Here is a 17,891-nt window from a genome sequence, read left to right on the forward strand (position 1 = left end):
GTTGCAAAGAATCCTGTGATGAAATAAAAACTATAAATTATTTCCCATCACTGTTGCATCGTATAGCTATTTTTAACATAACCATCCTGAGATAATAAAATAGCGATGGGCCGAGTTGCCTCAAAATGCGCGAAAAAAATCATCATCATCACCGTAATGGGAACAGAAAGAAACATCCCCAGTATTCCCCAGATAGACCCCCATAACCCCAATGCAAATAATATGATCAAGGGACTCAAGTTCAGAGATTTACTAAGAAAACGCGGTTCTACTAAATTGCCAATGACAAATTGAATGATCACAATCCCCGAGGTCACAATAATAAACGGAATCCAAGTTTGAAATTGAATCAAGGCAAGCAAAGCAGGAAATGCCGTTGCAACAATGGCACCAATATTGGGGATATAACTGAGAAAAAAAATCAGCAATGCCCAAAATTCGGCAAAATCCAGTCCAACCATTTTCATAATAAGCCAACTGGCTATTGCTGTAATAAGACTCATTAATGTCTTTAAACCCAGATAAGTCTGAATATCCTTAACAATATGAGAAATGATGCTATCCACCAACTGGCGATGCCCGGGTTGCGGGAACAGTGCGTTTATTTTTGTTTAAAAAAGTGTTGTTCGACAAATAAAAAACAACGTATAAAGCAATCAATACAGCAGAACCAGTCAAGGTAGTAAATACGCCGTAAATATTTGCCAAGATATGCTGGACACTTAATTCTTTAAAGAAACTGTCAAAACTTGCCAAGGTCTTAATCTGATATCGAGTATCCAATGCATTTAAAATGCGCATAAGATTCTCTTGATAACGAGAGGAAGCTGAGATCACATCATTGACGTTGTTAGAAATAATATCAATCACTATTTTGACAAAAATAACAACAACAACCAGCGACAAACTCATACTCAAGCCATAAGGAAGACGCGCCCCCACCACCGGCGCACGCTGAATAGCACCATGAATAGTATTTAATAAGTTCCAGATGAAAATAGCGATGATCAAAGGGATTAATAATCCTCTGCCAGTAATCAGCAGATAACCCGTTATCCAAACCAGAACCAACCCTGCAGCAAACGTAACCGTGCGGTTCATTCCATATACTCCTAATTAAATGGTTTCCTCACAGTGAGATATTTGTATAATTCTATTATTAAATTTTTTTAACAATGAATCATACCGTGTTAACAAACTCCTGTGAAACGTTGCCTGGGATCGGGCCAACTCTGGCCAAAAAACTAGCGAAATGCGGCATTCACACCGTACAAGATTTATTATTTCACTTGCCTTATCGCTATCAAGACCGCACCCGCATTACCCCCATACAAGATCTTTGCCGCAATGACTGGTGTGTGATTGCTGGCAGAATAAGCAAGGCAGAAATAAAATATGGTAAACGGCCTATGCTGTATTGTTATGTAGAAGATAAAACAGGGGGGCTAACATTACGTTTTTTCCACTTTAATAAACAACAAATTCAGCGCCTGAATCCAGGCACAAAGATTCGTGCCTTTGGGGAAATACGGCAATTTAGCAGCCATTATGAAATGATTCACCCAGAGTATCAGCTTCTGGAAGAAGACAGCGAATACATGGTTGAAGAAACACTAACACCCATCTATTCAACAACTCAAGGCTTAAGTCAAAATCGTTTGCGTCGCATGGTTAAACAAGCATTAACTTCATTTCAACAGGAATTGATGACGCTGGAATGGATGAATTCAGAACAATTACAGCAATATCGATTTCAACCATTGCCACACGCACTGACTTATTTACATAACCCGCCTCCTGACACGTGCATTCAATCCATTGAAACAGGAAAGCACCCCGCATTCCAACGTCTAGCATTTGACGAACTGCTCGCCCAGCGTTTAAGCATGCAATTTGCAAGACAACAACGTTCTACGCTTACAGCACCACCTTTAAATCCTGACCCTCAGGCAAAAACCTCTTTTTTAAAGGCGCTGCCTTTTACCTTAACCGCAGCCCAGCAACGGGTCATTAAGGAAATTGAGCAAGACTTAGCACAATCGGTACCCATGTTGCGTCTAGTACAGGGAGACGTAGGTTCAGGAAAAACAGTGATAGCCGCTCTTGCAGCCATGCAAGCGATTGCTAGCGGTTATCAAGTGGCTTTCATGGCTCCTACCGACATCCTAAGTGAACAGCATGCCCAAACGTTATTGCCATGGTTTTCTTCATTATCCATTTCCGTTCGCAGGCTTAGTGGTAAAATGAAAGAAAAAGAACGAAAAGAAACCTTATCCGCATTGGCACAACATCAATGCCAGCTTATCATCGGTACTCATTCCCTATTTCAAGACAACGTACAATTTTCCCGTTTAGGACTGGTCATCATTGATGAACAACATCGCTTTGGCGTTGAACAACGATTATCTTTGTCACAAAAAAGCCCGTGCTCACAAACCACTCCCCATCAGTTGCTGATGACAGCAACTCCGATTCCACGAACCCTTGCCATGACCCACTATGCTCATCTTGATTTATCGATTCTTGATGAATTACCACCAGGAAGAACACCCGTCACCACCGCAATCCTTAATCAGGAAAAACGCCAACTCATTATTTACCGTCTGCAAAAAGCTATTAGTAATGGGCGTCAAGCTTATTGGGTTTGTACTCTTATTGAGGAATCAGAAAAATTACAATGCATGGCAGCCATGGAAACAGCCCAGAGTCTTAAACAGCAATTACCCAACGTTCGGATAGGGTTGGTTCATGGACGAATGAACACGGAGGAAAAGAAAAAATCATGACCGCATTCAAGGGCGGCAAACTGGATTTGCTGGTTGCCACAACCGTTATTGAAGTGGGGGTGGACGTTACCAATGCCAGCCTGATGATTATAGAAAATGCCGAACGCTTAGGCTTATCACAGTTGCATCAATTGCGGGGAAGAGTCGGGCGCGGCAGTAATCAGGCACATTGTCTATTGCTTTATCAAGCGCCATTATCTATCGTAGGCAAAGAACGTTTAAGCATTATGCGGGAAACCTGCGATGGTTTTCTAATTGCCGAAAAGGATTTGCAATTGCGTGGTGCCGGGGAAATACTTGGAACCCGCCAAACAGGCTACCGCTCATTTAAAGTTGCCAACCTGCAACGCGATCAAATCATATTGCCTGCAGTAGAAAAAGCCGCCCATCACCTGGCGGCTGAAGAACCTGAAACGGCTTATAAAATAGCCAGACGATGGTTAGGACATTTTGAAACTTTTTTACAAGGATAGGCATGAATCAGCACGAACGTTATCAGCAAGCAAAAAGGATCACCGTGCTCGGTGCCATAACAAATGCCTTGCTGGGCTTCATTAAACTCCTTGGCGGCGTTATGTATCATTCTCATGCGCTGGTTGCTGATGGCTTCCATTCACTCTCCGATCTCTTGACGGACGCCATGGTTATTTTTGCTTCAAAATATGGCAGTCAAGATGCGGACGCCACTCATCCTTACGGTCATCAACGGATAGAAACCGCCGCTACTTTTCTTTTGGCTTTAATTCTCATTTTGGCTGGTATTGGAATTTCCTGGGATTCATTGAGTGATATGCTGCACCATAACCAAAGCCAACCTCGATTGTTAGCTTTGCCTATAGCCTTACTCTCTATTTTAGCCAATGAAGGGCTATTTCATTATACGCATCATATTGGTAAACAAATCCGCTCTGAGCTCATTATTGCAAATGCCTGGCACCACCGCTCGGATGCGGCTTCCTCAGTGGTTGTGCTGGTAGGCTTAATTGGAAGCGTTCTCGGATTTGCCTATTTAGATGCCGTTGCTGCTATCATCGTGGGTCTTATGATTGTTAAAATGGGGTGGAATTATGGCTGGAACAGTGTTAAGGAATTAGTAGATACCGCCGTCGATTTGCAAACCTTGGCAAAGATAAAAAACATCATTCAACACATTGATGGTGTGCAAAAAATTCATCAATTACGTAGCCGCTCCATGGGAAAAGATGTTTTTGTGGATGTGCATATTTTGGTTTCTCCATTCATTTCTGTGTCTGAAGGCCATTTTATTGCCCAACATGTACATCATCAACTGGTTGACAACATGGAGGAAATAAAAGACGTCACCGTGCATGTGGATCCGGAAGATGATGAAATGGTCTGCCCTTCATTGCATTTGCCTAATCGCCACACCATAGAACAACAATTTTTACACGCATGGCGCCAGGATTTTCCTGGCATTCAATCTTGGGTCTTGCATTATTTGGATGGGAAACTAACCATTGATTTAATTATGGAGACAACGTTTACGCAATGGGCCGAACTAAATAAACGCCTTCGTCATGACTTGGCCAAATACGCCCCTATTCAATGCATTCGCTTCTTCTGTGAACAAAACCGCCTAAAAATCACTTGCTAATTACCGGATGTAAAAATATACTGCCTGCGCTTATTTTTAAATGATCCACACAGCATCAAGAGTCAAACTCGCTTATCTCTCAGGAGATTTCAAACTATGGCCACCGCCTCATTAAAACTTTTTTTGCTTTAAGTATATTCGTGGTCATCTTATTGGCAGGATGGTATCCTTTTAAAAAACGCATTCATCAAGACGAACATTTTGATTTCCCCCTAGGAGAAACACTGGCAACCGGTGTGTTCCTAGGCGCAGCATTATTACATATGCTGCCAGAATCCAATGCCATATTCATCAAGATGGGTTATGAATATCCTTTTGCTTTCATCATTACTGGCATCGTTTTTCTGGTATTTTTATGGTTTGAACATTTAGGCAAAGAACTATACCATCATCACGATGTAAATCACCCAGCTTTTGCCCTACTTGCCTGGTTGATGTTATCGTTTCATTCTCTGGTTCTTGCCGCCGCCTTGGGATTCAGTCATGACTATCCTGTGGTCATCATGCTTTTTTTAGCCATCATTACTCATAAATGGGCTGAAAGTTTTGCCATTGCTGTGCAATTAAACAAAAGTTCTTTAAGTCCTCGCACAAGCCTTCTGTTTTTCCTTTTGTTTGCTTTAATGACCCCATTAGGGATATTTATTGGCTGGTATTTTGAATACGGCGGAGAAACCAATTCGCTTTTTGACCCCATATTAATCGCTACCTCAGCCGGAACGTTTCTTTATCTTGGGACCTTACATGGACTGGAACGTTGTGTCATGGTTGAACGTTGCTGCAATTTGCGTCATTTCAGTTTTGTCATTATTGGCTTTTTATTAATGGCATCGGTGGCTGCCTATGCTTGATTTTCTACAACAAGTTCCTTTAGTACTGGCCTCTGCCTCGAAAAATCGCCAAAAGCTTTTGCAAAATTGCGGCCTACAATTTTCTATAAGGCCTTCTAATATTGATGAAAGCCATATTAAAAAGCATTATAAAGGCCATTCCTTTTCAGACTTGGCCATGCTTCTTGCCAAAAGCAAAGCCATGAGTGTCAGCCAAGAATTACCAAACGACGTCATCATCGCAGCTGATCAATTATGTGTACTGGATAATCAATATTTTGATAAGCCCATTGCTCATGCAATTGCTAAACAACAATTAGAGCAGTTAAGCGGCAAAAGTCATCAACTGCTAACCGCTGTCTGTCTTGTTAAAAACAATCAAATCCTATGGCAGCATCTGGTATGCACAATCATGACGATGCATTGCCTGAAGCCTAGCACCATTGAGAATTATCTGCACATAGAACAACCTTATCATAGTTGCGGTTCTTATCATTATGAAGGTTTGGGAAAGTGGTTATTTAAAGAAATCCATCATGGCGATGAAAGCACAATCATTGGCTTACCATTGTTAGCTTTATTGAATGCATTACAAGCCTTAAATATTGTTTCTATCCGTTGATTTGCCCATTATTATCGTGCGCGTGGCACCCAATGCCACCGAGTAGAACTTAAAGAAAACGCATGAAGAGTTACCAGAGATCACATTAGCAGCCGTATTTAGTCAATTCGAAGCAATAACCTCATGCGGCCCACCCTGCCGGGTGAGCTCATGACTTAATTTGGAATGTGAATATTCAATGGCTCAGCTTTCACTTGACTCTTAATTTCATCATAACCCTCCCGATGATTAGCCATATAAATCAGCGACCAACCGCTAACCATGGAGCCATCGCCAAATACGCAAATATCGGATTGTCCTAAATGATTGGCAAATCCACCATCCGTCACAAACCCTATGTTTGCGCCACCTAAATTTTTACAAACATTATGTGCAGGATTAGAGCTTTCCCCTTTCCATAAAGCAGAGTCAACATCAACTTCTTTTAATCGTTTACTGTAGGTTGCCGCAATACTTGGCTTGTTTGAAGCAAATGTTTCCAACCCGATAGAAACAAAAGCATTTTCAAGATAAAAATTACAAAAAGATTTTGATTGCCCTTGTACCCAACGGCCGGGCGTCAAAAATTCAGCCGTCATTTTCTCGGCAACACCACCTGCTTTAGTGCAATAATCTGCATAATCTGCTCTTGTTTCAGCATACACATTGATACCACTTCCTAATGTAAAAAAAGCAAGCAAGGCAGATAATGATGTTCGGACTGTGCTCATTTAGTACTCCATTGTTATCTAAAAATAATCAGTCTGAGCCATGCTATATCAACTTTAGGGAAAACTCAATCCTACTCATCTACTCGGATCACCTCCAGGCCACCCATGTATGGACGCAAAACGCTTGGAATGGAAATATTTCCTTGTTTGTCCTGATAATTTTCCATCACTGCCACTAAAGTTCTGCCTACCGCCAAACCTGAGCCATTTAAAGTGTGCACCAATTCCATATCACCGGTGACCGGATGACGATAACGTGCTTGCATGCGCCGCGCTTGAAAAGATTCCATATTACTGCAGGATGAAATTTCACGGTAAGTATTCTGGCTGGGCAACCATACTTCAAGATCATACGTTTTCGCAGCTCCTGCCCCCATATCCCCTGTGCAAAGCGCCATGACCCTATAAGGCAACTGCAAACGCTGCAAAATCGCTTCAGCATGGCTGGTCAATTGTTCCAATGCCTCATAGGAATGCTCTGCCGTAGTAATCCATACCAGCTCGACCTTTTCAAATTGGTGCTGGCGAATCATACCTTTGGTATCCTTACCGTAGGACCCTGCTTCACTGCGAAAACAAGGAGAATGACATACATAACATAAGGGTAATGATTCTGCCTGCAAAATGGTATCACGAACGGTATTTGTCACGGGAATTTCTGAGGTAGATGTTAAATAATATCCTTGTTCCCCAGTCAATTTAAATAAATCTTCTTCAAATTTAGGCAACTGGCCGGTGCCACGAAGACTTTCAGAATTAACAATATAAGGCACATAAATTTCCTGATAGCCATGCATCTGTGTATGAACATCAAGCATAAATTGAATTAATGCACGATGCAGTCTTGCAAGTTGCGATTTCAAAACCACAAAACGGCTGCCGGTAATTTTAGCGGCCAGGGAAAAATCCATTTGCCCCAATGCTTCACCTAATTCATCATGCGATTTAATTGGAAAATCCAATGAGGAGGGTGTACCCCATCGACGTATTTCCTGATTCTCTTGCTCATCACTGCCAATCGGTACCGATTCATGAGGCAAATTAGGCAAGCTTAGGCTAATGGCTTCCAATTTTTGTAAAACAAGAGACAGCTCCACTTTTTTCTTCTCTAGATCCACACTGATTTGATTGACCTGTTCACGCATGGGTGTAATATCTTCATGGCGGGCTTTGGCAAGACCAATTTCCTTTGAACGTAGATTACGCTCATTTTGTAGCGCTTGCGTTGCAACCTGCAACGATTTACGCTGTTCTTCCAGCGCCATGAACGCTTGTACATCAAACTGAAAACCACGTGACTTTAAGCGCTCAGCGACTTCATTAGGTTTTTCCCGTAGTAAATGAGGATCCAGCATTTCAATTAACCTCTGCTAACCATTGTAATACACGGCCTGTTTCAATTTTTTCATTAAAGTGATTTAAAATTTCATCCACTCGTGCAGGAATATCAAAAAACTCAAGGATCATTGGCAGATCGAAGTGCAAATCAAGGAAACTAGTTTCACGTGTCTTACCACTGACGCCAAATCCTTTAACACCTCGAAAAACAGTAGCACCCTTGATTTTTTGTTGATGTAAATAATCAAATAATTCCTTTAATAAAGGCGATTCTTCGCTAAGATACACTCGAACTATCTTGACTTGCATTATATGCCCCCGACTATGCGGCTTGCCTGAATCCCTACTATCACAAGTATCAGAGTACCTACATTATTAATTAAAATATTAAACACAGCACTTAACCATTGGCCATTACTATAAAGCACCCACGTTTCCCAGGCAAAACTGGAAAACGTCGTATAGGCCCCCAGAAAACCAACGACGAAAAATAATCGCCATGATTCTGCCTCTACAGAAAAGCGATCCATAAAAAACTCATGGCGAAACCAGCCAAAAATGAACCCAAGCAATTTACGATTAAAGTGCCAACAGGAAAGCGCATATTGACTAAAACTTGCACCATGGTGACCATGGCAAACCGAGACAGTGCTCCCAATGCCCCGCCACAGGCAACAGTCATTGCAACCCTCAGCATGCTTTATCTCACTATTCCGCGAGTAGATTGATTTAATGCATTAATCATTGGAAGCACTTCAGGGCAATCTTGTTGCAGTAATTCCAATTCAGCAATGGCCTGTTGGACGGTTAATCCTTTACGAAAAATAATTTTATAGGCTCTGCGCAAACAATCGATAGCCGTGGATGAAAATCCTCGACGGCGCAAACCAACTGTATTGATACCGCAGGCTGACGTGGTATGCCCAGCAATCATGACGTATGGCAAAACATCCTTGGTCACATAAGTAGCTCGGGCAATAAATGCATATGCCCCCACATGGCAGAACTGATGAATGGCCGCATAAGCACCAATATTTGCATAATCATTGATGATAACGTGCCCAGACAGTGCAGAGTAATTCACCATAATGACGTGATTGCCTACCATGCAATCATGCCCTATGTGCGTATAAGCCATCAGAAAATTATAATTCCCCAAGCGGGTCAAACCACCACCTTTGACCGTTCCACGGCTGATCATACAAAACTCGCGAATGATATTATTATCGCCGATTTCAAGACGTGTTGGTTCGCCTTTATAGGTAATATCCTGCGGTTCATCGCCTACTGAAGCAAATTGAAAAATTTTATTGTTTTTTCCAATACGTGTCGGACCTTGGATGACGACGTGAGGACCTACCCAAGTGCCTTCATCAATTTCAACATCCTCTCCTATAATGGTACCCGGTCCTACCGTTACACCTTTAGCCAGTTTAGCTGAAGGATGGATTATCGCATGTTCACTTATCACTTTTCACTTCCTTCGCTGCACTCATTAATTCTGCAGAACAAGCAAGCTTGTCCCCAACAAATACTTCCCCTTGCATCCGCCAGAAATCTCGTTTCTGTCCTATCAGCTTCACTTCAAGACGCAGTTGATCCCCGGGAATAACGACTTGCTTGAATCGCGCCTTGTCAATTCCTGCAAAAAAATACAAGAATTCATGCCCCTCTGAGGGAGTACGTGATAAATTTGATAAAATGGCGCTAGCCTGTGCCAATGATTCCAACATTAATACGCCGGGCATGATTGGATTCCCAGGAAAATGACCCATGAAAAAAGGCTCATTGATGGTGACGTTCTTCACGCCCACTAAATAATCAAATTCCTTATATTCCAAGACCTTGTCAACCAGAATAAAAGGATAGCGATGAGGCAACAAATTAAGAATTTTATTTATATCCACAAATCCGCTCATAAATCAGGTCTCACTTATTTTTAGGGGTGTTAAAGAGCTAATTTCATGGACTTAAAATCAGCTCTAATGCAGTTACCGCTTACTCTTGAACACGTCGTCGGCGAAAACCCCAAAAAAACCTGACTAAACGTCAGGTTAAATAGCCACAACCTAACAATTCTGTTAGGAAATAGCTTAAGGTCAAGCCATAATTCAGCCTGACCGACAAACCAATTTCACTTAAAGAGCAAGAAGGTCATGGGAGGAGTGTCTTAAATACTAATTAATTTCTTTCATTACTTTAGAAGTCACATCAAGCTTATCAGCACTGAAAGGTGCCGCATCTTTTTGCAACACAATATCATACTTATCATTTTCGGCCACTTTGGCAATGGCAGCACGGATTTTATTGTAAAATTCTTCCATCGCTTCATTATGCGCAGTGCTTAATTCTTGTTGATATTGTTGCCCTTCTCGTTCAAATTGTTGTTGAGTACTGACAATTTTCTTTTCCAATTCTTTGCGCTTTGCCTGACTCATAACGGCGCTGTCACGCTTAAATTTTTCCATGTCCTTTTTTAAATCTTCTTCCATGGCAATTAACTTATCACGACGAGGCTTGAACTCTTTTTCAAGCTTTTCCTGAATTGTTTTCATTTGCGTAGAGGTTTGCATGATTTTCTGTAAATCAACAACACCTATTTTTGTTCCATCAGCAGCAAGCGCGCTTGCACTTCCTAATGTAAACATCAACGCCATTACAACACCCACTAATTGCTTCATTTTCTACTCCCGATTGAAAGATATTTTAAACTTAAATCACAAAAAACGTACGGATGCCATAACCTCTTTGATGAGTCGAGGTATGCTTCAACAAGCCATGATTTGCAACGATATAAATGCTAGCACAATTCACTTGCGGTTGCGATAATTGCATGTTTTAAAAACTCGAAGACAAAGAAAATTGGAAAATTTGTTCTATATCCGTGGGCTGTTTATTCAGTGGTTTTGCCACACTAAATGCCAAAGGACCAAATGGGGAGCGCCATTCTACCGATATACCACTGGAATATCGTAATGGTCCCGCAGCAGTCCCAGCCAAAGCGACGGGGGTACCGCGTACAAACACGTTTCCAGCATCCAAAAATACCGTAGTGCGTACATTATCTCTGCTTAATGGATAAGGTAAAATAAGACCTGCGCTGCCGTTAACAAGGAAGTTGGCACCAAGAGAATTTCCATTATTATCCTGCGGCCCTAACGAGTAACTGTCGTAACCACGAACCTGACCTGGTTGCGCAATACCGCCGGCAAAATAATTCTCATAAAAAGGCAACCCTCGATTATTAAAGGTATTTCCATACCCAACATTCCCAAGTGCGGTAAAAATAAGGCCGCGGACCAAAGGATAATACATGCGCGCTTGATAGCCGGCTTTATAATATTTAAGTGATTGCGAGCTCGCCGGTAAAGCCACCATAGCACTGGCTTGCTGATTGACTCCCTTGTTAGGATAAGGCATTTGATCGTAAGTATTACGGTTCCAGCCAGTAGTGAGGCGAATCTGATTAAAATCTCGACCATATAAGTTAACGAAATTTTGAATTTGCTGTACGGTACCTACTGATTTAATGTTTAATCCCTGATATCCATATCCGAATTGCACGCTACTATTTTCATTTAATAAAACACTGTAATTCACATCACCGCCATAACGGTCAGAAGAGTAAGCGGCAACATCCAGTTTTTTGGGGTCAACCACTTGATAGTAGAGATTAACGCCACGACCAACGCCGGTATTTGTATAAAAAGGATTGTAATAGTTAAATGAGTAACTCTGCCCCCAATAGTTGGCATCAAAACCAAATCCTACTGTCCGCCCTGTTCCCATAAAGTTATATTGGTTAAAAGATGCATTAAATTGCGGTCCGGTGGTACCATAACCAAGTGATGCGCTTGCTTCCGCAGATGGGGCTTCCTCTACGGATATATCCAAATCCACTTGATTATTGGCCTCGGGAACGGGTGTTGTTTTAACATTAATGTTTTTCAAATAGCTTACCAGACGCAATTGCCGTTCTGATTCCTTGATATTATGCAAAGACAACAAAGCGCCTTCATCCTGACGAATGATATTGCGCAAAACGTAATCACCTGTTTTCGTATTACCATGAAAATTAATACGACGTACATACACATGCCGGCCTGGATCAACCACAAAGGTAATAAAGACAGTTTTGTCCTCTTCATTAATTCTTGGCTCAGCATTAATGGCTGGGAAACCATAACCTACATCCCCTAGAGCCAGACCAATCGCTGAAATACTTTCTGTCACTTTCTTGCGGGAAAAAACATCGCCTTGTTTTACCTGCACGAGCGATCGTATTTTAGATTCAGGAAGAATGGTTTTACCCATAATCTGATAGCCGGCAAAGCGGTATTGCGGCCCTTCTTCAATATGAATATTGATAAATACATCTTTTTTATCCGGAGATAACAATACCTGTGATGAAATAATTTTAAATTTTAAGTACCCGCGGTCCAAGTAAAACGAACGTAAAGATTCCAGCGAAGCATCCATGGCCGCTTTTGAATATTGATCTTTCTTACTGAAATAGGTAAAAAGACTACTGGATGACAAGGCAAGTTCAGGTAACAATTGCTCCTCCGTAAAATCATGATTCCCAATGATTTTAATTTCTTTAATTCTTGATACCCGTCCTTCGGAAACAGTAACATTAATGGCAACTCGATTTTCAGTTAAGGAAGTAATGTGCGTTTCAATGCGTGCATTATATTTGCCATGAGCGTTATAAGCCTGTTTTAACTCTTTTTCGAGCCGTTCGAGTGATGCTCTTTGAAATACATGTCCTTTTACCAGTCCCAAATTCTTGAGAATTTCCTTCATTTTATCGCTTGGAATTTCTTTATTGCCCACCACATTAATGGAACCGATAGTCGCACGCTCTACGACCCTTACAATCAACGTATTTCCTTGGCGCTCAAGCACAACGGATTGAAAAAAACCGGTATCATACAAGGCGCGAATAATCTGAGGTGTGGTAGAAGGCCCCACTTCCTCTCCTACCTGGACAGGGAGATAATTTAATACGGTGCCAGCACTGACTCGCTGTAAACCAATAATTTTAACGTCCTGAACGACAAAACCATTTGCAGCAATAAGCTGCGCTGACCAGGTCAATGCAGTTGAACAACACACACTCAAGACAACTTTTTTACTCAATTTATTCATTATTATTTTTACATCCAAGACAATGCATATCCTTATGGCATAGACAAATCAGTCGAGATGTAGATCTTGGCTATATGCATGATCAGTCTCATTCAACAAATTGCACTCTTTTATAGGAAGTAAGAAACTCTGTCAAGGTTGTTCTACTCACCTTTCATCGGCTACCTAACCAATCAATCTTGCTAAATCATTAGACAAAGCAATGATCATCAACGTCACAAGGAACACCAAACCGAGATAAATCCCGGCAGATTTTACTTCCTCAGACAACGGCCGACGCCTGACGATTTCAATGAAACAATAAAGCAAATGACCACCATCTAATATAGGAATTGGCAACAAATTTAACACACCCAAACTGATACTGACTAACGCAAGAAAAGACAAGTAATAAGGCAAGCCACTGCGTGCTGACTCTCCTGCTCCTTGGGCAATACCTACAGGACCACTGATGCTTTGTATGGGCAATTTACCAGTAACAAGCCGCCCAATTAAAGCAAATGTCGCACCTGTTAATTCTATGGTCTGTGACAACGCATGACCTGCTGCTGGAAGCGGGGAAGCTCGATGCAGGCGTAACCAATGTTCTGGCCACTTAACCTGCCTGGAACTTACACCTAAAAAACCTTGGTTTTGTCCATCATTCATGGTACGGCCAATATGTACATTCACTTGCTCAATCTTGTTGTTTCGCTTGATGGAAAGCAACATAGACTGATCGGAATGCTGCCTGACATAATCAACAAGAACAAGCCAATCATTAATGACTTCATGATTGATCGCAAGAATTTCATCGCCGACTTGTAATCCTGCGGATTGTGCCGGTGAATCTGGCACGACAGATCCCACCACAGGCGGAACTTTGGGTACAAATGGAGTAATACCAAGGCTTGCCAATACATCCGGATTTTTTACATCCAATGTCCAATGGTCCAGGCGAAGTTTAAGCGTGTTAACATGACCATCTTTCAAAGATTTTACGATTAAAGTAACAGGCTCATGCGTGCCTAATAAAGGCATTAAAGCGTATTGAAAATCACGCCAGCTGTTAATTTTTTTTGCACCCATTTCTAAAATTTCTTGATTTGGCCGTAAGCCAGATTGTGCGGCAATACTACCTACCTTAACACTTTCTATCATGGGAGCAAGCGACTTAATACCGATGATCCACATGAACCACAACGCAATAAATGCAAACAGGAAATTAAAGAATGGCCCCGCAAATACAATGGCAATACGTACCCAAACTGATTGATTATTAAAAGCCAAATGACGCTCGTTTTCAGGAACCTCCCCCTCCGACTCATCGAGCATTTTGACATAACCACCTAGCGGAAAAATAGACCAAACGAATTCTGTGCCATGTTTATCGCGCCAACTGGCTAATACTTTGCCAAACCCAAATGAAAAACGCAGAACTTTTACTCCACAGCAACGAGCAACTATGAAATGTCCAAATTCATGGATAATAATTAAAAGAAGGAGTGCAATAAAAAAATAAAATAAAGTAAATAATATCATCATTAATGAAGCCCAGGTGGCATAAAGCGCATGCCGCAATAAAATAATGGCAAAGCTGCAATCAAGCTATCCAGGCGGTCTAGAACGCCGCCATGACCTGGAAAAATATGACCGGTATCTTTTAATTTACAGCGTCGTTTTAAAATACTAATAAATAAATCACCAAGCACAGAAATAAATACCGTCCCTAATGCAATGCCAAACCAACTGACGACACTGGACGGCCTAAAATAAAAATAGGCAATGAAAGCAACAAGCATGGCAAGCAAAACACCGCCCACAGACCCTTCAATGGTCTTGCCCGGACTCACCTGTGGAATTAACTTAATTCGACCTAAACTTTTTCCACTTAAATAGGCACCAATGTCCGCTGCCCATATCAGGCAAAACAGATAAACCACCAAATCCTTCCCTTGCGGGAATTGAAATACTGCCACTAATGAACTTGCAAACAATGGCAACAATAGCAAACAAGCGCCTCCCACGACCGCAGGAAATCCCCAAAAAACCTGCGAAGCAGGAAAGGTTAGGACGGCCAATAAAATCAAGATCCAGACAACAAGACCAGCAAATAACCAGTAATCAAGCCAATACATGCTTAACCATGTCATCAACACTAAGGCCAGAATAAAAATACACTTGGGTAGCAAGCGAGAAACTGGCATTAATAGTAACCATTCCCATCCACCGGCCATGACCGCTAACAAAATAATCAGTACAAGTACCCAGGGAGATGCAAAATAAATAGCAATCAATACGAGAGGCACAAGAACCAAGGCGGTTAACAATCGTTGTTTAAACATGTTTTTCTCAGTTAATTGCTTTGATATTAAACCATATCGCCGCTCGCGCTTGCTATAATCGAGCAATGCTTTTTCAAATTCCTTAGCAGTAAAATCCGGCCAATGAACATCGGCAAAATAAAGTTCCGTATAAGCCAGCTGCCAGAGAAAGAAATTACTCACCCGTTGCTCACCGCTCGTGCGGATAAACAAATCCGGATCAGGTAACCCATGGGTGCTAAGATAGTGAGAAAATACTGTTTCATCAATTTCTCCAGCCGACAATTCTGCTTGGGCCACTTGTTTGGCAAGCGTTTTAATGGCTTTAATAATGTCCCATTTACCACTGTAATTAACGGCCACATTCAAAATCAATTGAGTATTCCCCTGCGTCAAAGTCTCAGCAGCCTGCATTTGTTCGCGCAGAGGAAAGGATAGCTGCTCACGTTCCCCGATAAAACGCAAACTAACACCATGTTCGTGCAGTGATCTTATTTCCTGTTGCAAGGCATTAATAAAAAGTTGCATCAGAAAATCAACTTCTATCACTGGCCTAGACCAATTTTCACTGCTGAAGGCAAATAAACTTAAAACAGCAATCTGTTTCTGCAAACAACACTGCACAACCGCTTTTACAGCCTCAATACCCGTACGATGACCTTCAACACGAGGCAAACCACGATTTTCAGCCCAACGACCATTCCCATCCATCACAATGGCAATGTGTTGCGGTAATTTTTGATTCAAACCCACTTCTTCCATCAACAAAAATGGCCTATAGTCTACCTTTTTTATAAGAAAAGATTAAGTAATCTGTACTAGGAAAATCCATGTTAGCAAAAAAACCGATTGTATTACTTATCCTGGATGGATGGGGTGTACGTGAGGATAGCCAATATAATGCCATTGCTGCAGCTCATACTCCGCAATGGGACGCGTGGTGGCAGACTTGTCCCCATATAATGCTCGATGCCTCTGGAAGTAGCGTTGGTTTACCCGATGCCCAAATGGGAAACTCCGAAGTCGGTCATATGCACATTGGTGCAGGACGAATCATTGCCCAAGATTATACCCGCATCAATCAGGCCATTGAACAGAATGAATACGATAAAAATGAGATATTTATTGAAGTCATTGACGCCATGAAAAAACAGGGTAAAGCCTTGCATGTGCTGGGTTTGCTTTCTCCAGGGGGCGTTCATAGTCACGAACAACATTTATTTGCTTTTCTGGGACTCTGCGCCAAACGTCAATTTACAAACGTTTACCTGCATCTGTTTTTGGATGGCCGTGACACCCCTCCTCAAAGTGCTCATCTGAGCTTGGAAAAATTACAAAATTGCCTAAAAAAATACCCCGTGGCAGTGATTTCCTCACTCAGTGGGCGTTATTATGCCATGGACCGTGATCAACGCTGGCAACGCATTGAACCGGTTTATCAACTGCTTACAGAAAACGCAAGTTCACATCATTATGCCACCGCCGATGCTGCCTTAACCGCATTTTATCAACAAAAAATCTACGATGAATTTATCCCACCCGCCCGTATTGGTACAGGCAAAGCAATTGAATCAGGGGATTCCGTGTTTTTTTTCAATTTCCGCGCAGATAGAGCAAGGCAATTAACTCATGCTTTAACAGATAGAAAGTTCTCAGGATTTAATCGCCATAAAATACCGGATATTGCCTATTTTATAACCATGACCAATTATGGAAACAATATCCGCGCGCGCAGTGCCTTCCCTCCAATATCCATGAATAATACCTTAGGAGAGGTTTTGGCCAATCATGGCTTACGCCAATTACGGCTTGCAGAAACTGAAAAATACGCTCATGTGACGTTTTTTTTTAATGGTGGCTGTGAACCCCCTTATGCCAATGAAGATAGAATCTTAATTCCATCCCCTTTAGTAGCAACCTATGATTTAAAACCTGAGATGAGTGCGCCCGAACTGACAAAAACTTTAGTGGATGCTATACAACAACAGGTTTATGATGTCATTATTTGTAATTATGCCAATGCTGATATGGTTGGCCACAGCGGAAATTTTGCCGCAACGGTAAAAGCAATTGAATATTTGGATAAAGCCATGCATACAATCGGCGAAGCACTGAATAAAGTAGGAGGGCAATTATTAGTCACCGCCGATCATGGCAACGCTGAAATCATGTATGATGAAACAACTCAACAAGTTCAAACTGCACACACTAATCAACCTGTGCCTTTATTATATGTCGGCCATGGTTGGACGTTTAAGACTCAAAAGGGCAGTTTAATTGATATTGCTCCAACTCTGCTCGCTCTTCTTGGCATTAAACCGCCTGTTGAAATGACTGGAACAGTATTATTGGCAAAAAACCATGACGCATCGAATTAATATCATTCTTACCTGTTGTTTATTATTCAACGTGAATTCGATATAACTGTCTAAAAAACAAACTTAAGAATGGTAACATATTGAAAAACCAGACCATTTGTGATCTTATTCGTTTTTTCGAAGAACAAAAATAAGAATCAAGAGGTCTGGAGTGGATA

At 41.6% G+C, this 17,891-nt stretch carries 14 protein-coding genes and 4 pseudogenes; 6 read left to right on the forward strand and 12 right to left on the reverse strand.

All coding sequences use genetic code 11. The annotated features are described in order from the left end of the window. Window positions 1–47 precede the first annotated feature (47 nt). Window positions 48–1,101 (reverse strand): annotated as a pseudogene (locus tag LOA_RS16050) (AI-2E family transporter). Window positions 1,102–1,187: 86 nt separating this feature from the next. Here LOA_RS16050 and recG point away from each other — a divergent pair. The 4 genes and pseudogenes from recG to LOA_RS10445 all read left to right on the forward strand — a co-directional run bounded on the left by recG (window position 1,188) and on the right by LOA_RS10445 (window position 5,853). Next, window positions 1,188–3,259, forward strand: a pseudogene (gene recG, locus LOA_RS10430) (ATP-dependent DNA helicase RecG). A 2-nt stretch (window positions 3,260–3,261) separates the two neighbouring features. Then, window positions 3,262–4,401, forward strand: coding sequence for a cation diffusion facilitator family transporter (locus tag LOA_RS10435; protein WP_025386294.1), 1,140 nt, complete (start codon window positions 3,262–3,264; stop codon window positions 4,399–4,401). Between the two features lie 110 nt (window positions 4,402–4,511). Then, a complete protein-coding gene (locus tag LOA_RS10440) occupies window positions 4,512–5,252 on the forward strand; it encodes a ZIP family metal transporter (RefSeq protein WP_025386295.1) in 741 nt (246 codons plus the stop codon). Then, the gene (locus LOA_RS10445) at window positions 5,245–5,853 is read left to right on the forward strand and encodes a Maf family protein (protein ID WP_025386296.1); all 609 of its coding nucleotides are present in this window, start codon (window positions 5,245–5,247) and stop codon (window positions 5,851–5,853) included. The genes LOA_RS10440 and LOA_RS10445 overlap by 8 nt, the downstream gene beginning before the upstream one ends. A 155-nt stretch (window positions 5,854–6,008) precedes the next feature. Here LOA_RS10445 and LOA_RS10450 read toward each other — a convergent pair whose 3' ends face one another. The 4 genes and pseudogenes from LOA_RS10450 to crcB all read right to left on the reverse strand — a co-directional run bounded on the left by LOA_RS10450 (window position 6,009) and on the right by crcB (window position 8,526). Continuing rightward, window positions 6,009–6,563, reverse strand: coding sequence for a hypothetical protein (locus LOA_RS10450; protein WP_025386297.1), 555 nt, complete (start codon window positions 6,561–6,563; stop codon window positions 6,009–6,011). A gap of 71 nt (window positions 6,564–6,634) precedes the next feature. Next, entirely contained in the window at window positions 6,635–7,918 is a 1,284-nt protein-coding gene (gene serS / locus LOA_RS10455) for a serine--tRNA ligase (RefSeq protein ID WP_025386298.1), read from the reverse strand. A 1-nt stretch (window position 7,919) separates the two neighbouring features. Next, window positions 7,920–8,210, reverse strand: coding sequence for a DUF190 domain-containing protein (locus LOA_RS10460; RefSeq protein ID WP_035895365.1), 291 nt, complete (start codon window positions 8,208–8,210; stop codon window positions 7,920–7,922). Next, a pseudogene (crcB, locus tag LOA_RS15470) lies at window positions 8,210–8,526 on the reverse strand (fluoride efflux transporter CrcB). Before crcB ends, LOA_RS10460 begins: the two are co-directional and overlap by 1 nt. Here crcB and LOA_RS16270 point away from each other — a divergent pair. Continuing rightward, window positions 8,441–8,629, forward strand: a complete 189-nt coding sequence (locus LOA_RS16270) for a hypothetical protein (RefSeq protein WP_238551232.1) — start codon at window positions 8,441–8,443, stop codon at window positions 8,627–8,629. The pseudogene crcB and the gene LOA_RS16270 overlap by 86 nt on opposite strands. Here LOA_RS16270 and lpxA read toward each other — a convergent pair. The 7 genes and pseudogenes from lpxA to LOA_RS15485 all read right to left on the reverse strand — a co-directional run. Beyond that, window positions 8,602–9,372, reverse strand: coding sequence for an acyl-ACP--UDP-N-acetylglucosamine O-acyltransferase (gene lpxA, locus LOA_RS10470; protein ID WP_025386300.1), 771 nt, complete (start codon window positions 9,370–9,372; stop codon window positions 8,602–8,604). The genes LOA_RS16270 and lpxA overlap by 28 nt on opposite strands. After that, the gene (fabZ, locus tag LOA_RS10475; RefSeq protein WP_025386301.1) at window positions 9,362–9,820 is read right to left on the reverse strand and encodes a 3-hydroxyacyl-ACP dehydratase FabZ; all 459 of its coding nucleotides are present in this window, start codon (window positions 9,818–9,820) and stop codon (window positions 9,362–9,364) included. The genes lpxA and fabZ overlap by 11 nt, the downstream gene beginning before the upstream one ends. Window positions 9,821–10,078: 258 nt before the next feature. Beyond that, entirely contained in the window at window positions 10,079–10,582 is a 504-nt protein-coding gene (locus tag LOA_RS10480) for an OmpH/Skp family outer membrane protein (RefSeq protein WP_025386302.1), read from the reverse strand. Window positions 10,583–10,739: 157 nt separating this feature from the next. Continuing rightward, the gene (gene bamA / locus LOA_RS10485) at window positions 10,740–13,052 is read right to left on the reverse strand and encodes an outer membrane protein assembly factor BamA (RefSeq protein ID WP_025386303.1); all 2,313 of its coding nucleotides are present in this window, start codon (window positions 13,050–13,052) and stop codon (window positions 10,740–10,742) included. A gap of 165 nt (window positions 13,053–13,217) precedes the next feature. After that, the gene (gene rseP, locus LOA_RS10490) at window positions 13,218–14,570 is read right to left on the reverse strand and encodes an RIP metalloprotease RseP (RefSeq protein ID WP_025386304.1); all 1,353 of its coding nucleotides are present in this window, start codon (window positions 14,568–14,570) and stop codon (window positions 13,218–13,220) included. Window positions 14,571–14,575: 5 nt separating this feature from the next. After that, window positions 14,576–15,376 (reverse strand): phosphatidate cytidylyltransferase, encoded by an 801-nt coding sequence (locus LOA_RS15480; protein WP_035895371.1) that lies wholly within the window; start codon window positions 15,374–15,376, stop codon window positions 14,576–14,578. 18 nt (window positions 15,377–15,394) lie between these two features. Further along, window positions 15,395–16,102: pseudogene (locus LOA_RS15485) on the reverse strand (isoprenyl transferase); the annotation flags it as partial. Window positions 16,103–16,185: 83 nt separating this feature from the next. Here LOA_RS15485 and gpmI point away from each other — a divergent pair. Continuing rightward, the gene (gene gpmI, locus LOA_RS10505; protein WP_025386305.1) at window positions 16,186–17,733 is read left to right on the forward strand and encodes a 2,3-bisphosphoglycerate-independent phosphoglycerate mutase; all 1,548 of its coding nucleotides are present in this window, start codon (window positions 16,186–16,188) and stop codon (window positions 17,731–17,733) included. Window positions 17,734–17,891 lie beyond the last annotated feature (158 nt).

Origin of the sequence: Legionella oakridgensis ATCC 33761 = DSM 21215 (genome assembly GCF_000512355.1) — a bacterium.
GTDB lineage: Bacteria > Pseudomonadota > Gammaproteobacteria > Legionellales > Legionellaceae > Legionella_A > Legionella_A oakridgensis.